This is a genomic window from Martinezella dioscoreae (assembly GCF_009176305.1).
In the GTDB taxonomy this organism is placed as follows: domain Bacteria; phylum Pseudomonadota; class Alphaproteobacteria; order Rhizobiales; family Rhizobiaceae; genus Rhizobium; species Rhizobium dioscoreae.
Window position 1 is genome coordinate 49,913 of record NZ_BLAJ01000005.1, and the last position, 15,575, is coordinate 65,487.

Genomic DNA, 15,575 nt, shown 5'->3' on the forward strand with positions numbered 1-15,575 from the left:
GCCAGAAATCAGTGCGGCATACAACCCGCCAGCCGCGTCCGCGAGCCGAACAAACGTCCGGCTCACGACGACGTGACGGCAAATGCGGGACGGAAGTTGTCCTATTCCACGGTGACCGATTTGGCGAGATTGCGCGGCTGATCGACGTCCGTGCCCATGAAGACGGCCGTATGATAGGCAAGCAATTGAATCGGCAGCGAGAATATGATCGGGGCGATGATCTCGTCGACGACGGGCAAGGTGATGGTCGCCATGGTCGGCAATGTCGAGGCTGCCGCGCCAAGCTCATCCGTGATGAAGATGATTCGGCCGCCGCGCGCCGCCACTTCCTGCATGTTGGAAACGGTCTTGTCGAAGAAGCGGTCATGCGGAGCGATGACGATGACGGGCATATTCTCGTCGATCAGCGCGATCGGCCCGTGCTTCAATTCGCCGGCCGCATAGCCTTCGGCGTGGATATAAGAGATTTCCTTCAGCTTCAGCGCGCCTTCCATGGCGAGCGGGAAGCTGGTGCCGCGACCGAGATAGAGCACATCCTTGAACTTCGAGATTTCGCGCGACAGGCTTTCCATCTGCGGCTGGATGATATTCAGCACATTCGCCATGATACGCGGCATCTCGACGAGATGGCGCACCATTTCCTGTTCATCCTTGGCGCTGACCGTGCCGCGAGCAACGCCCGCTCCGATCGCGAGCGATGCGAGAACCGCAAGCTGGCAGGTGAAAGCCTTCGTCGAGGCGACGCCGATCTCGGGACCAGCCAGGATAGGAAACACCGCGTCGGATTCGCGCGCGATGGTCGATTCCCTGACGTTGACCACGGCGCCGATCTTCAGGCCGTTGTCCCGGCAATAGCGCAGCGAAGCCAAGGTATCCGCGGTTTCGCCGGATTGGGAAATGAACAGCGCCGCTTGCGACGGCGACAAGGGCATTTCGCGATAGCGGAATTCGGAGGCCACATCGATTTCGACCGGAAGACGCGCATAGCGCTCGAACCAGTATTTGCCGATCAGGCCGGCAAGATAGGCGGTGCCGCAAGCCGAAATCGCAAGGCCGGACACGCCGCCGAAATCTATGGCCGAGACATCCGGGCGCACGCGATGGCTGGCGAAATCGACATAGTGGCTGAGCGCGTGGGAAATGACTTCCGGCTGCTCGTAGATTTCCTTTTCCATGAAGTGACGGTGATTGCCCTTATCGACCACATAGGCGGTCGCTTGGGAAATCTGCCGCAGCCGGCTCACTTCCTTGCCGCTGAAATCGAGAATGGTCGCGCCGGCATGGCTAACGATGGCGCAGTCACCATCGACGAGATAGGTGATTTCGTTGGTGAAAGGCGCAAGTGCGATGGCATCCGAGCCGAGGAACATCTCGCCCTTGCCGTAGCCGACCGCGAGTGGCGGGCCAGAACGCGCCGCCATCAGCGTGCCGGGATCGTTTTGAAACATCACGGCCAATGCATAGGCGCCCGTCACACGGTTCAGCATTTTCAGCATGGCCGAACGTGCGTCCAGGCCTTCGCGAACGTATTTCGCCAATAGATGAGCGACAACTTCCGTATCCGTTTGCGAAGCAAATTCCTGGCCTTCGGCCTTCAGTTCTTCGCGCAGCTCGGAGAAGTTCTCGATAATGCCGTTGTGGACGACAGCAACACCTTCGACGAAATGCGGATGGGCATTGGTTTCATTCGGAACGCCGTGGGTTGCCCAACGCGTGTGTGCAATGCCGGTCGTGCCGGGCAAAGGATCCGACTCGAGGCGCTTTTCCAGATTGAACAGCTTTCCTTCTGCGCGGCGGCGATCCATCACGCCGTCGTGGATCGTCGCAACTCCCGCCGAATCATAGCCGCGGTACTCGAGCCGCCGCAGCGCGTCCACCAAGCGCTCCGCCACAGGCTTCGTTCCGACGATCCCCACAATACCGCACATACAGCTCTCCGTCTGGCCTCAGATATGAGGGCAAGTCCTAATCATTCCTGCGATTTTCTCAATTGCCGTCACGGTCACTTTCGATTTCTGACCGTTACGTCGACACGCGAGTTTTAGTGGCCGCCCTTCTTCGCTGCCTTGATGGCAAGAGCTCGCTCGCGGATTGCCTTGGCTCGCTCTGGCTTTACTTCCTGGCGAGCCCGGCCAAAAGCCAGCGCGTCGGCCGGAACATCATCGGTGATGACACTGCCGGAAGCAATATATGCGCCGTCGCCGATGCGGATGGGCGCGACCAGCGATGAGTTGGAACCGACGAAAGCATTGGCGCCGATATGCGTCTCATGTTTGTTGACCCCATCATAGTTGCAGGTGATCGTGCCAGCGCCGATATTGCTGCCGGCGCCGATCGTCGCATCGCCGATGTAGGTCAGGTGATTGACCTTGGCACCCTCGCCGATCTTGCCGTTCTTGACCTCGCAGAAATTGCCGACCTTGGCACCGCCGGCGAGATCCGCACCCGGACGCAGCCGCGCGAAGGGCCCAACCGTCGCGCCGGCGCTGACATGGGCGCCCTCAATATGCGAGAAGGCATGGATGACCGCGCCTCCCTCGATCACCGCACCGGGACCGAAGACGACATTCGGTTCGATCAACGCATCCTGGCCGATCACGGTGTCATAGGCGAGGAACACGGTTTCTGGCGCCACCATGGTCACGCCCGACAGCATAAGCTCCTGCCGGCGCCGCTCCTGCCAGAGGCGCTCGATGAAGGCGAGCTCGGCCCGATTGTTGCAGCCAGTCATTTCGACCTCGGGCGCATCGACGGCAACGGCGCGGCCGCCCAGCAAGCGGGCGATCTCGACGAGATCGGTGAGATAATATTCGCCCTTGGCATTGTTGTTGCCGATGCGGTCGAGAAGCTCCAGCGCCTTGCGGCCATTGATCGCCATCAGCCCGCTATTGCACCACTTTATCGCCAGTTCGGCATCGGTGGCGTCCTTGGCTTCTCGAATGGCGATCAGTTCGCCTTCCTTGACCAGCAAGCGGCCATAGACGTTGGGATGCTCCGTATGAAAGCCGATGACGACGATGTCATTGCCATCGGCCAGTCCCTGGCGGGCCGCACGAAGCGGCACATCGGTCAGCAGAGGGACGTCTCCATAGGCAACGATAATATCATCATATCCGCGGGCAATCGCCTCGCGCGCCGCCAACACGGCATGGCCCGTGCCGAGCCGCTCCTTCTGCAGATAGGATTCGACGGCAATATCGCCGATCGATGCTGCCGCGCTGACCTCATCCGCATCGCGCCCGACCACCAGAGCCGCCGCTGAAATCCCGGTCCTGGCGATCGCCTCCATGACATGGGCGATCATCGGACGCCCGGCAATCGGGTGCAGGACCTTCGACATCGACGACTTCATGCGGGTACTGTCGCCGGCGGCGAGGATGATGGCGAGGCAGCTGCGTTCCATTTCAAGCTCCGAGATATACGGTCAAGCGCCGCCCGGGGGCCGGGCGACTCCCCTCATATCAACAAGTCGAGCGATGAACCACGGCGAAATTGAAGGCGACCTTCAGGCTTCGGCAAGAGCCTCGAAAGCTTCGAGAACATGCTGACGCCCATCGATGATCACAAATTCCATCGCCTTATGGGCCGAAAGTCCGTCACGCGCCGCTATCGCGTCCACTATGGCCATATGCGTATCCGCAATATTGGCGAAGCCATTGGTTGAAGGCGGTGCGCTCATGCGGAACATGCCGACGAGTGCGGCTTCGATAAGTCCGCCCAGCGATCGCATGAATGGGTTCTGCGAAGCCTCCGTAATTGCCAAGTGGAAATGCAGATCGGCGACCGCGAGGCTATCGGAGGTATGATGCGGCGCTGCCATGGCAGCGGCAAGACTGCGGAGCAGTTCGATGTCCTCTCGACTGGCCCTTTCCGCCACGAGGCTTGCGGCAAAAGGCTCGAATGCCATGCGTATATCGTAAAGATGGAGAAGGAACTCCTTGTTGACGCCGCTTTCGAAATGCCAGTTGAGCACCTCGTTGTCGAACATGTTCCAATGGATCTTCTCGGTGACGCGCGTGCCGACGCGCGCACGCGGCACCACAAGCCCCTTTGCGGCTAAAGTCTTCATACTCTCACGCAGGACCGTGCGCGATACCTTGAACCGTTGCAGAAGCTCGCTGTCGCCAGGAAGAATGCTTCCGATCGGAAACGCGCCGGAGACGATCGCCTTGCCCAGCTCATCGACCACCTGAGCGTGGCTCGTGCGCGATTTTCCCTCTGATTTTCCGGTCTCAAGCAATCGGTCGCGCAAGCGCTCTGTCCCTCCCTCAGGCATATCGTCGATTCAAGCGGGAAAGCAGCAGGAGACCCTTCTGCATCAGAATAAAGGCAAACAGCAACAAGCCGATCAATATCTTCGTCCACCAGCTGGAAAGCGTTCCATCGAAGGTGATGTAGGTCTGAATCAAGCCCTGTATGAGAATTCCGATGAGTGTTCCTCCGACGAACCCCGCTCCTCCCGTCAGCAGTGTTCCGCCTATAACCACGGCAGCGATCGCATCGAGTTCGACGCCGACCGTGGCAAGCGAATATCCCGCTGAGGTATAAATGGAAAAAACGATTCCGGATAGACCGGCAAGAAAGCCGGACAGAGCGTAGATCTGGATCGTCGTTCTTCCCACGGGCACGCCCATCAGTTCCGCGGTCTGCGCACCCCCACCCAGCGCGTAGACATTGGCACCAAAACGGGTGCGATGCGCCAGCACAATGCCGCCGGCAAAGACGAGCAGCATGAGACCGCCGATCAAAGTCAGCCGGCCGCCGCCGGGCATCAGCCAATAGAGATCATTGAGCTGAGAGTAGAAATCATGCTCTATCGGAATGCTGTCGATCGACAGCACGAAGGCAATGCCCCGCGCCAGGAACATGCCGGCCAGCGTCACGATGAAGGGCGGCATGCTGAGATAGTGGATGATGGCGCCCATGCCGGCGCCAAAAATTGTCGTGATCACAAGGACCAGAGCGAAAGCGATCAGGGGATGGATCGTGGTATCGCGAAGGACGATCGCCAGGAACACGCCGGTAAAGGCAATGACCGATCCGATGGACAGATCAATTCCGCCGGAGATGATGACGAATGTCATGCCGACAGCTGCGATACCGAGAAAGGCATTATCGGTCAAAAGGTTGCCGATCACGCGCGTCGACAGCATGTTGGGATACTGTGTCACGCAGCCGGCATAAGCCAGAATGAAAATGACGATGGTCGCAAGCAGCGGGAGATATTTCGAATTCACTTTGCCTGCTCCTTTTGCACCATTTGCCCCTCGCCGCGCCGGCGCCAGAAGAATGCGGTTGCGGACTGCATGGCGGGGGATTGGATGACCAGAATGACGATGACGATGATCGCCTTGATCACCAGATTGAACTCCGGCGGAAAGCCGGAGAGCAGGATGCCTGTATTGACCGATTGAATGATCATCGCGCCGATCAGCGAACCGACGATGCTGAAACGGCCACCAAGCAGCGAATTGCCACCAACCACGACCGCAAGGATCGCGTCCAGCTCAAGCCACAGACCGGCATTGTTGGCGTCCGCACCCTTGATATCGGCCGTGACGATGATGCCGGCGATGGAGGCACAAAGGCCGCTCAATGCGTAAACCGCAATCAGCAGGACCGGGGTCCGGATACCGGACAAGGTGCTTGCCCGGCGATTGATGCCAATGGCTTCGACCAGCATTCCGAGAGCTGTGCGCCGCACCAGAGCGATCACCAGAAGCGCAGCGACAAGCCAGATCACGACAGGCATCGGCAGGGCGGCGAAGGAGCCGCTGCCAAGGAAGATCAGCCCGTCATTGTTGAAGGTGAGGATCGCCCCCTCAGTGATCAATTGCGCAATGCCGCGGCCGGCCACCATCAGCACCAGCGTCGCGATGATGGGCTGGATATCGAGTACAGCGACGAGGAATCCGTTCCAGAGTCCACATGCCAGACCGATGCCGATCGTCAAGAGCAGCGTATAGGAAAGCGAGTAGCCGGCAACAATCGAAGAAGCCGCGACAGCACCGCAAATCGCGATGACCGCCCCGACGGACAGATCGATCCCTTTCGTGGCGATGACCAGCGTCATGCCGATGGCGAGCAGCGCTACCGGCGCACCGCGATTAAGTACGTCTACCAAGCTCCCGTAGAGTCTTCCGTTCTGAACTTCCAGATGAAAGAAATGCGGGAACATGATGAAATTCAACAGAAGAATAACCGCGAGTGCAATGAGCTGAGGCATCAGCCGAAGCAAGGAGGTTTTGATGGGCGAGCTCATGCGTCCTCCCGCGTCTTTTGAGCCGTAGCGATAGCCTCGACGATATTTCCGGCCGTTATCTCACTGCCGGTCAACTCAGCAATATGTTCGCGGTCGCGCAGGACGATGACTCGCGAACTATAGGCGACAAGCTCCTCGAGTTCGGATGAAATGACCACCAGGGACATTCCCTGCCGGCAGAGATCCTCGATCAATCGGATGATTTCCGCATGGGCACCGACATCGATGCCGCGCGTCGGTTCATCCAGGATGAGGAAGCTCGGATTGGTCGCCAGCCAGCGCGCAAGAATCGCTTTCTGCTGGTTACCGCCTGAAAGGAGCCTGATCGGCTTTTCCCGGTCGGTCGTGCGGATATCCAGCGCCTTGATGTAGCGATCGGCGATGGCGTTCTGCTCGCTGCGCGGCAAGGGCCTTGCCCAGCCGCGCCTTGCCTGCAGCGCCATGATGATATTTTCGCGAATGGAGAGATCACCGATGATCCCATCGGTCTTGCGATCTTCCGGACAAAAGCCGAAGCCGCTCTTGATCGCGGCGCGCGGACTGGAAAGTGCAACGGGCTTGCCTTCGATCTTCGCCTCGCCGCTGTCGGCGCGCTCAACGCCGAAGAGCACTTCGGCGGTCTCCGTCCGCCCCGAGCCGAGCAGGCCGGCAATGCCGACCACTTCGCCGACGCGCACCTCCATGTCGAACGGCTTGATCTTGCCGCGCTTGCCGAAATTCGTGAAGTGATATTTGACCGGGCCGCTTTCCGTCTCGCTCTGCTTGATCGTGCTTTCAGTCTCGGCGAGTTCGCGGCCAAGCATCATGGCGATCAGGGTCTGCCGCGGAAGACCGTCCGCCTCGCGCGTGCCGACCAGCCGGCCGTTGCGGAGAACGGTGATGCGATCGCAGATTTCGTAAACCTGCTCCAGGAAATGCGTAATGAAGACAATTCCGAGCCCGCGCTGTTTCAATCGCCTGACGATACCGAACAGCATCTCGACTTCATGCGTATCCAGGCTCGCAGTGGGCTCATCGAGAATGAGCACCTTGCCAGAGAGATCGACCGCGCGGGCAATAGCGATCACCTGCTGTATGGCGACTGAAAAGCGATCGAGCTGGCGGCTGACATCGATATCCAAGCCATATTGTGACAGCAGATCTCTCGCCATCTTGTTCATGACGCGGCTGGTGACCATACCGAACCGCCGCGGCTGACGACCCAGAAACAGGTTTTCCGCCACGCTCAGATTGGGCAGCAGGTTCACTTCCTGGTAGACCGTTCCAATACCGAGCTTCTGCGCGGCAAGCGTGTCATGCGGATCGATCTCGGCTCCATCGAGAACCAGAGTACCCGCATCGCGGCGATAGGCCCCGGTCATGCATTTGATCAGGGTCGATTTTCCAGCACCGTTCTCGCCGAGAAGCGCATGAACCTCGCCGCGCATCAATGTGAAATCGACATGATCGAGAGCGGTCGAACCAGGGAAATATTTACAAAAACCTGTCGCCGTCAGAAGTCGCTCTACGTCGTGAGCCATGAAGCGCGAATTTCCTTGGAATGAATCAAATTGCGAAAGCGATAGCCGGCGCATTCTACGGGTGCGCCGGCATCTTGCACACGATATCGCACCGGCGCGGCATTGCCGATTCGGTGCGATGGGCTTTCGTCTTAGTAGCCGAGGTCCTTCTTCTGCTCGTAGACCTTCTGCGGATCATCGGCCTGCGTGTAGAGCTTGGATTCCGTCTGGATCCACTTCGGCGGCTCTTTCTTGGTCTTCAGGTAGGCATCGAGTGCATCGAAGGCCGGACCAGCCATGTTCGGCGTCAGCTCCACGGTTGCGTTGGCTTCACCGGCAGCCATGGCCTTGAAGAGATCCGGAACCGAATCGATCGACACGGTCAGGATGTCCTTGCCCGGCTTCAGGCCGGCTTCCTTGATAGCCTGAATGGCGCCGACGGCCATATCGTCGTTGTGAGCGTAGAGCGCGCAGATATCCTTGCCGCCGTTTTCAGCCTTCAGGAAGCTTTCCATGACTTCCTTGCCCTTGGCGCGAGTGAAATCGCCGGTCTGGCTGCGAACGATCTTCAGGTTGTCATGACCCTTGATGGCTTCCTCGAAGCCCTTCTTGCGGGCGATGGCCGGCGAGGAACCGGTCGTGCCCTGCAACTCGACGATGTTGCACTTCTTGTCGCCGACTGTCTTCACGAGCCAGTCGCCGGCAACCTTGCCTTCATGAACCAGGTCAGACGTGACAGCCGTCAGATAAAGGTCCTTCGGCGCGGCGACCGTGCGGTCAAGCAGAATGACCGGGATCTTTGCTTCCTTGGCTTCCTTCAGAACGGCATCCCAGCCGGTTTCGACGACGGGCGCCAGCAGGATCGCATCGACACCCTGCGCGATGAACGAGCGGATCGCCTTGATCTGGTTTTCCTGCTTCTGCTGCGCGTCAGCGAATTTCAGGTCGATGCCGCGCTTCTTGGCTTCCTGCTTGGTCAACGTGGTCTCAGCCGCGCGCCAGCCAGACTCCGAACCAATTTGCGAGAAGCCGACAACCAGGTCTTTAGCCGACGCCGACGTAAACATGCAGGCAGCGAGAATCGTAGCACTAACGAGTGCGGTCTTAAACTTCATGATTATCTCCCAAAGGCCATCTCCTCAGGCCCGCCGTCAAAAAATCATATAGTAATACTTTTGTAAATCGACATTCGATGATGCAGCGCAACAAAAAAGGGCGCCCGAGGCACCCTTTTCTCAACTTTAACTATTCGCCTGAGATTACTTCGAAGCCGGCAGCTTGTCGTCCACGCCTTCGATGTAGAAATTCATGCCGAGCAGCGTGCCGTCGTCAGCCTTTTCACCGGCCTTCAGCCAGGGCGTGCCGTCCTGCTTGTTGATCGGGCCGGTGAAGGGCGCGAGCTCGCCGGATTTGATCTTGGCTTCGGTTTCCTGGGCCATCTTCTTCACGTCGTCGGGCATGTTCGTATAGTCGGCCATCTTCAGGATACCGTCCTTGAGGCCGTCCCAGCTCTGTTCGGACTTCCAGGTGCCGTCGAGCAGTGCGTGAACGCGCTTGGAGTAGTAGTTGCCCCAGGTGTCGACAATCGCCGTCAGCTGTGCCTTCGGGCCAGCCTTGATCATGTCGGAGGCCTGGCCGAAAGCATGGATGCCGCGCTCTTCAGCCACCTGCATCGGCGCCGTCGTATCGGTGTGCTGCGTCAGGATATCGACGCCCTGGTCGACCATGGCCTTGGCGGCGTCAGCTTCCTTGCCCGGGTCGAACCAGGTGTTGACCCATACGACCTTCAGCTTGAAGCTCGGGTCGATCGAGCGGGCGCCCTGTTCGAAGGAGTTGATGCCCATCACGACTTCCGGAATCGGGAAGGACGCGATGTAGGCGGCACCATGGTTTTTCGACATCTTGGCGGCGATCTGGCCGAGGATATAGCGGCCTTCATAGAAGCGCGAGTTATAGGTCGCGAGATTCGGACCGCTCTTGAAGCCGGTCGCATGCTCGAACTTCACTTTCGGGAACTTGGCGGCAACCTTGACGGTCGCGTCCATAAAGCCGAACGAAGTGGAGAAGATCAGCGAGCAGCCGGAGCGAGCGAGACGCTCGATGGCGCGCTCGGCATCAGGGCCTTCCGGTACGTTTTCGAGATAAGGCGTCTCGATCTTGTTGCCGAATTCCTTCTGGATCTGCTGACGGCCGAGATCATGCGCCTGCGAATAGCCGCCGTCCGTGTGCGAACCGACATAGACGAAGCAGACCTTGGTCGGTGCTGCTTCTGCAGCGGCAGCGAAACCAACGATGGCGGCCGCTGTCGTTGTGAGGGCGAGTGCTAGTTTTTTCATGGTTACCCCTACTGGTTTGACATGTTTTGCAGAAATCGGTCCGGCCGTTGCAATCAACGCTCCGGAACGAAGGCCTTGCCGAGCGACGCTGGCGTGTTGATCAAGGTCGCACGGCGATTTTGAGAGATGATGACGAGAACCACAATAGTCGACGCATAGGGCAGCATCGACAGGAATTGCGAGGGAATGCCGACGCCGAAGCCCTGCGCATGGAACTGTAGGATCGTTACGGCGCCGAAGAGATAACCGCCGGCCAGAACACGCATCGGCCGCCAGGAGGCGAAGACGACGAGCGCCAGCGTCACCCAACCGCGGCCGGCCGACATGTTCTCCACCCATTGCGGCGTGTAGACGAGCGATAGCTGCGCGCCGGCAAGCCCGGCGCAGGCGCCACCGAACATCACAGCGAGATAGCGCGTGCGAATGACGTCGATGCCGAGCGCATGGGCGGAGCCATGGCTGTCGCCGACGGCACGCAGTTTCAGGCCGGCGCGGCTGCGGAAGAGGAACCAATTCACGCCGATCAGAAGCGCGATTGAGAGGTAGAAGGTCAGATCCTGCTTGAACAGCACCGAGCCGATCAGCGGAATATCCGACAGGAACGGGAAGACGATCTCGTGCAGCTGGACGCCAGGCACGCTGACATAGCCTTCACCGATCATGCCGGAAAGGCCGAGCCCCAGGATGGTCAGCGCCAGACCGGTCGCCACCTGGTTCGTCACCAGCGTCAGAGTGAGGAAGCCGAACAGCAGCGAGAAGAGCGCACCGGCAATGATACCGGTCAGCAGGCCGACATAGGGCGATCCGCTCATCTGCGCGCCGACAAAAGCGGCGACGGCGCCGATAATCATCATGCCTTCGACGCCGAGGTTGAGGACGCCCGAGCGCTCCACCACCAATTCGCCGAGGCCAGCGATAACGAGCGGCGTCGATGCGGTGATGATCGTCAGGAGGATTGCTTCGAAAACGCTCATGCCGCACCTCCACGGACTCGCGACCAGATCACACGGATTTTGTAATAGATCAGTGTGTCGCAGGAGAGCACGAAAAATAGCAAGAGGCCCTGGAAAACGCTGGCCGCCTTGGCTGATATCCCCGGCGATAATTGCGCGGCTTCACCACCGAGATAGGTCAGCGCCAGCACCAGACCGGAAAGGATGGCTCCGAGCGGATTGAGGCGCGCAAGAAAGGCGACGATGATGGCGGTGAAACCGTAACCCGGCGAGATCGCCGGCTGCAGATGGCCGATGGATCCCGAAACTTCGGATATGCCGGCCAATCCCGAGAGCGCTCCCGAAACGAGGAAGGCGAACCAGACCATTTTCCGCGAGGAAAAGCCGGCAAAACGCCCTGCCCGCGCCGACTGGCCGAGGACGCTTATCTCAAAGCCTTTCAGCGTATATTTCATAACGAACCAGGCAAGGATCGCCGCGATAACGGCAAAGACGATGCCCCAATGCGCGCGCCCGGAATCCTCCCAGATCGCCGGCAGAACGGCTTCCGGCGGAAAATCGATGCTCTGGGGGAAATTATGGCCCTGCGGATCGCGCCACGGCCCGCGCGACAACCAATCGAGGAACAGTTGCGCAATATAGACAAGCATCAGGCTTGTCAGGATCTCATTGGTATTGAAATGCGCCTTCAAAAGCGCGGGAATGGCGGCATAGAGTGCACCGCCGATGGCGCCGGCGATCAGCATCAAAGGCAGGATCATCGGCGAATGCCAATCAGTGAAGACGATCGGGATGAATGATCCGGCGATTGCGCCCATCGTGAACTGGCCTTCGGCACCGATATTCCAATTGTTGGAACGGTAGCAGAGGCATAGGCCGACGGCGATCAGGATCAGCGGCCCCGCCTTGATCGCCAATTCGTGCAGCGACCACACTTCCAGCAGAGGCTCGACAAAAAAGGCGTCGAGCGCCTCGACGGGATCCTTGCCCATGACGGCGAACATGATGGTGCCTGCGATCAGCGCCAATGCGAGAGCAAGTAACGGCGACAGGAAGCCGAACAGCTTCGAGACCTGCGGGCGCTTTTCGAGTTCAATGCGCATGTGCAGGCTCCGAATGCGTCTTCGATTCATGCAGCCCGCCCATCAGCAGGCCGATCTTTTCGCGCGTCAACTCGCCGGCCGGATAGGACGGTGACAGCCGCCCTTCCGAAATGACGGCAATATCGGTCGCGACTTCAAAAATCTCATCCAGATCCTGGCTGATGACGAGCACGGCCGAGCCGTCGCGGGCGAGATCGACCAGTGCCTGGCGGATGCGGCTCGCAGCGCCGGCATCGACGCCCCAGGTCGGCTGGTTGACGACGAGCACGCTTGGCTGGCGATCCAGTTCGCGGCCGACGATGAACTTCTGCAGATTGCCGCCGGACAAGGCGCCGGCAGCCGGATCCTCGCCGCTCTTGCGCACATCCATCGCCTCGCAGATGCGCTTCGTCGCCTGCTTGACCGCGCCGTGCCTGATGACGTTGAAGAAGCCACCACCCAGAAACGACTTGCGGTCCGACTGATGCCTGGCGAGCACGAGGTTATCCGACAGCTTCAATGCGGATACCGCAGCATGACCGTGGCGTTCCTCCGGCACGAAACCTGCGCCGATCAGTCGGCGCGCATTAATGCCCTTGGTGCCGACGGACTTGCCGCGCAATTGGACGAGATCATCTGCCGCGACTGTATATTCGCCGGAAATAACATCGAACAATTCGCCTTGGCCGTTACCGGCAACCCCGGCAATCGCCAGGATCTCGCCGGCGCGCACACGCAGGGAAACGTCCTTCAGTGCCATGACAAACGGGGTTCGCGCAGGTGCCGAAAGACCGGCAATCTCCAGAAGAATATCTCCCTTCGCACCGAGGCCCTCGTGCTGCACGCTGGCGACATCGTTGCCGACCATCATACGAGCGAGCGAACCGGTCGTTTCCTGGCGCGGATCGCAGGCGCCCGTAACTTTGCCGTGGCGCAGGACGGTGGCGCGCGAACAGATGCGCTGCACCTCCTCCAGCCGATGGCTGATGTAAAGCACCGAGCGTCCTTCGTCTCTCAACTTAAACAGGGTCTCGAAAAGGCGATCGGCTTCCTGCGGTGTCAAAACGGAGGTTGGCTCGTCAAGAATGATCAGTTTGGGGTTTTGCAGAAGCGCCCGCACGATCTCGATGCGCTGGCGTTCGCCAACCGAAAGATCGGCGACATGTGCATTCGGATCGAGCGGCAAGCCATAGGCGTGAGAGAGCTTTGCGGCTTCCTCGGAAATTTTTGCGAGCGGGATATTGCTGTCGAGCGAGAGCGCTATATTTTCCGCGACAGTCAGCGCTTCGAACAAAGAAAAATGCTGAAATACCATGCCGATGCCGAGCTTGCGCGCCGTGCCCGGCGCGTCGATCGACACAGGTTGCCCTTGCCAGACGATCTGTCCATGCGACGGTTCGAGCACGCCGAACAGCATCTTGACGAGCGTGGATTTCCCTGCGCCGTTTTCTCCGAGGAGAGCGTGAATTTCTCCCGGCTGGATTTCAAGATCGATTTCGTTGCAAGCAGTAAAACTGCCGAACAGTTTCGTCAGTTTGCGAACCGACAATAGTGCACCGGTTGCCGGCGCATCGGATGACGACACGTTCCCCTCATTTCCTTCCCACCGTCCTGCCCTTTACGGATCTATGGGATCAGTAGTGTAGTTCCACTCGTTTTCCTGGCTTCCAAATCCGCGTGCGCGCGCCCTGCATCAACAAGCGGATAAGTTTGATGAATATTGATACGCACTTTGCTGCTTTGCACAACAGCAAATAACGCCTTTGCACTGGCTCTCAACTCCTCAGCTGTGCCGACATAGGCAAAAAGGCTCGGCCGAGTGGCAAAGAGCGAGCCCTTCTGATTGAGGATGGCAAGATTGAAATTCTCGATCGGGCCGGAAGACTGACCGAAGGTGACCCACATCCCGCGCGGCTTCAGGCAATCGAGCGACTGCGGAAACGTGTCCTTGCCCACCGAGTCATAGACGACATCGACACCCTTGCCTCCGGTAATCTCGCGGACACGCTCGGCAAAATTCTCTTTGCTGTAGTCGATGACGTGGTCGTAGCCGTGCGCCAGCGCTAGTTCGACCTTTTCGGCGGAACCGGCAGTGCCGATGACGGTTTGGGCGCCGAGAGCCTTAGCCCATTGGCCGGCAATCAGGCCAACACCGCCTGCAGCCGCATGAAACAACAGCGTCGTTCCAGGACCAACCTTGAAGGTGCGGTTCAGCAGATACTCGGCCGTCATGCCCTTCAGCATCATGGATGCCGCGGTTTCAAGCGGAATATCATCGGGCACTTTGACCAGATGCCGGGTCTCGATGTTGCGTTCGATGCTGTAGGCGCCATCACTGCCGGCATAGGCAACGCGATCGCCGACGGCAAAATCGGTTACGCCAGGCCCGACTTCGGTGATCGTTCCCGCAGCTTCCTTACCGAGCGGCAATGGAAATTGAGGCGCCTTGTAAAGGCCTGAGCGAAAATAGACATCGATAAAGTTGAGGCCGATCGCGGCGTGACGAAGCTGCACCTCACCCGCGCCGGGAGGCGGCAAATCCACCTCCTCCAGCTTCATGACCTCCGGACCGCCATTTTCATGAATACGGATAGCCTTGGTCTTCTTCATGATGCACAATCCTTACTGACGTCCGAGGGACGGGAAAAACTGCAGCACGGCACCGATGCAATAAAGATAAATCCCGCTGACGATGAACAGGACAACCGCCCATTGCGGCATGACGAAATGCATCAGCAGCGAATAGATGCCAAGCGCCGACCAGAAGAGAAATATGCCAAGGTTCAACGGCCGCAAGCGCTTGACGCGCACGGGATGAAGAAAATTGATCGGCAGGAAGGTCAGGACGACGGAAACGCCGACGAGGATGATGGCTGTCGTGGCGCTGGCGCCGATGACGAAAAGCGTGAAAATCACCATGTTCCAGACCACCGGAAAGCCGGAGAAGAAATATTCGTCCGTCTTCATGCCGGTATCGGCGTAATAGATGGCACTGGAAACCACGATCATGCCGGCGGCGACAAACGACCAGGGCTCGCCGATCATACCGCTCTCATAGAGCGCGAAGGCCGGCAGGAGCACGTAGGTGACGTAATCGATGATGTTGTCGAGCGTGTCGCCGGACCAGTTTGGCAGAACTTCCTTCACGCGGACCTTGCGCGCGATCGGCCCGTCTATGCCATCGACCAGCAGCGCCAGGCCAAGCCACCAGAACATATCGACGAAGCGATGTTCCGACGCCGCGACGACACCGAGAAAGGCGAGAAACGATCCGGATGCCGTCAGTATATGAACGGAGAAAGCACGCATCTCCGCATAAGGCACCCGCTTGTAATTGAAGATTTTCATCCGCCCCACGACTCGTCAGCTTATTCACCTGCCCCGGCAGGCGGTTTTTCTTGCTAATATGCATCCTTTGGTCGGCATCGCCAGCGCAAAAGCGT

At 59.0% G+C, this 15,575-nt stretch carries 13 protein-coding genes; all 13 read right to left on the bottom strand.

Annotated elements, in window-relative coordinates; translation table 11 throughout:
* Positions 1 to 101: 101 nt before the first annotated feature.
* A complete protein-coding gene (gene glmS / locus GDN47_RS21040; protein WP_152094186.1) occupies positions 102 to 1,928 on the bottom strand; it encodes a glutamine--fructose-6-phosphate transaminase (isomerizing) in 1,827 nt (608 codons plus the stop codon).
* A gap of 113 nt (positions 1,929 to 2,041) precedes the next feature.
* Positions 2,042 to 3,403 (bottom strand): bifunctional UDP-N-acetylglucosamine diphosphorylase/glucosamine-1-phosphate N-acetyltransferase GlmU, encoded by a 1,362-nt coding sequence (glmU, locus tag GDN47_RS21045; protein WP_152094187.1) that lies wholly within the window; start codon positions 3,401 to 3,403, stop codon positions 2,042 to 2,044.
* A gap of 102 nt (positions 3,404 to 3,505) precedes the next feature.
* Positions 3,506 to 4,252: a FadR/GntR family transcriptional regulator gene (locus GDN47_RS21050; protein WP_069612144.1), complete on the bottom strand. Its 747-nt coding sequence runs from the start codon at positions 4,250 to 4,252 to the stop codon at positions 3,506 to 3,508.
* A 16-nt stretch (positions 4,253 to 4,268) separates the two neighbouring features.
* The gene (gene yjfF / locus GDN47_RS21055) at positions 4,269 to 5,237 is read right to left on the bottom strand and encodes a galactofuranose ABC transporter, permease protein YjfF (protein WP_113333756.1); all 969 of its coding nucleotides are present in this window, start codon (positions 5,235 to 5,237) and stop codon (positions 4,269 to 4,271) included.
* Positions 5,234 to 6,262 carry an ABC transporter permease gene (locus GDN47_RS21060; protein ID WP_152094188.1) on the bottom strand — a complete coding sequence of 343 codons (1,029 nt, stop codon included), beginning with the start codon at positions 6,260 to 6,262 and terminating at the stop codon, positions 5,234 to 5,236. The genes yjfF and GDN47_RS21060 overlap by 4 nt, the downstream gene beginning before the upstream one ends.
* On the bottom strand, positions 6,259 to 7,782 hold the full coding sequence (ytfR, locus tag GDN47_RS21065) for a galactofuranose ABC transporter, ATP-binding protein YtfR (RefSeq protein WP_152094189.1): 1,524 nt from the start codon (positions 7,780 to 7,782) through the stop codon (positions 6,259 to 6,261). The genes GDN47_RS21060 and ytfR overlap by 4 nt, the downstream gene beginning before the upstream one ends.
* A 131-nt stretch (positions 7,783 to 7,913) precedes the next feature.
* Positions 7,914 to 8,876 carry a galactofuranose ABC transporter, galactofuranose-binding protein YtfQ gene (ytfQ, locus tag GDN47_RS21070; RefSeq protein WP_069612140.1) on the bottom strand — a complete coding sequence of 321 codons (963 nt, stop codon included), beginning with the start codon at positions 8,874 to 8,876 and terminating at the stop codon, positions 7,914 to 7,916.
* Between the two features lie 144 nt (positions 8,877 to 9,020).
* The gene (locus GDN47_RS21075) at positions 9,021 to 10,097 is read right to left on the bottom strand and encodes a BMP family ABC transporter substrate-binding protein (protein ID WP_069612139.1); all 1,077 of its coding nucleotides are present in this window, start codon (positions 10,095 to 10,097) and stop codon (positions 9,021 to 9,023) included.
* A 53-nt stretch (positions 10,098 to 10,150) separates the two neighbouring features.
* Complete coding sequence (locus GDN47_RS21080) at positions 10,151 to 11,071, bottom strand: ABC transporter permease (protein WP_113352558.1); 921 nt, start codon at positions 11,069 to 11,071, stop codon at positions 10,151 to 10,153.
* Complete coding sequence (locus tag GDN47_RS21085) at positions 11,068 to 12,153, bottom strand: ABC transporter permease (protein WP_145320113.1); 1,086 nt, start codon at positions 12,151 to 12,153, stop codon at positions 11,068 to 11,070. The genes GDN47_RS21080 and GDN47_RS21085 overlap by 4 nt, the downstream gene beginning before the upstream one ends.
* Positions 12,143 to 13,717: an ABC transporter ATP-binding protein gene (locus GDN47_RS21090; protein WP_152094190.1), complete on the bottom strand. Its 1,575-nt coding sequence runs from the start codon at positions 13,715 to 13,717 to the stop codon at positions 12,143 to 12,145. The genes GDN47_RS21085 and GDN47_RS21090 overlap by 11 nt, the downstream gene beginning before the upstream one ends.
* 41 nt (positions 13,718 to 13,758) lie before the next feature.
* On the bottom strand, positions 13,759 to 14,742 hold the full coding sequence (locus GDN47_RS21095) for a quinone oxidoreductase family protein (RefSeq protein WP_152094191.1): 984 nt from the start codon (positions 14,740 to 14,742) through the stop codon (positions 13,759 to 13,761).
* Between the two features lie 12 nt (positions 14,743 to 14,754).
* Positions 14,755 to 15,480 carry a phosphatidylcholine synthase gene (pcsA, locus tag GDN47_RS21100; protein WP_145320117.1) on the bottom strand — a complete coding sequence of 242 codons (726 nt, stop codon included), beginning with the start codon at positions 15,478 to 15,480 and terminating at the stop codon, positions 14,755 to 14,757.
* Between the last annotated feature and the right edge of the window lie 95 nt (positions 15,481 to 15,575).

Excerpts from the sequence above, each read along its gene's own strand:
- glmS (WP_152094186.1), bottom strand. The coding sequence starts at position 1,928 with ATGTGCGGTATTGTGGGGATCGTCGGAACGAAGCCTGTGGCGGAGCGC.
- glmU (WP_152094187.1), bottom strand. The coding sequence starts at position 3,403 with ATGGAACGCAGCTGCCTCGCCATCATCCTCGCCGCCGGCGACAGTACC.
- GDN47_RS21060 (WP_152094188.1), bottom strand. The coding sequence starts at position 6,262 with ATGAGCTCGCCCATCAAAACCTCCTTGCTTCGGCTGATGCCTCAGCTC.
- ytfR (WP_152094189.1), bottom strand. The coding sequence starts at position 7,782 with ATGGCTCACGACGTAGAGCGACTTCTGACGGCGACAGGTTTTTGTAAA.
- ytfQ (WP_069612140.1), bottom strand. The coding sequence starts at position 8,876 with ATGAAGTTTAAGACCGCACTCGTTAGTGCTACGATTCTCGCTGCCTGC.
- GDN47_RS21075 (WP_069612139.1), bottom strand. The coding sequence starts at position 10,097 with ATGAAAAAACTAGCACTCGCCCTCACAACGACAGCGGCCGCCATCGTT.
- GDN47_RS21080 (WP_113352558.1), bottom strand. The coding sequence starts at position 11,071 with ATGAGCGTTTTCGAAGCAATCCTCCTGACGATCATCACCGCATCGACG.
- GDN47_RS21085 (WP_145320113.1), bottom strand. The coding sequence starts at position 12,153 with ATGCGCATTGAACTCGAAAAGCGCCCGCAGGTCTCGAAGCTGTTCGGC.
- GDN47_RS21095 (WP_152094191.1), bottom strand. The coding sequence starts at position 14,742 with ATGAAGAAGACCAAGGCTATCCGTATTCATGAAAATGGCGGTCCGGAG.
- pcsA (WP_145320117.1), bottom strand. The coding sequence starts at position 15,480 with ATGAAAATCTTCAATTACAAGCGGGTGCCTTATGCGGAGATGCGTGCT.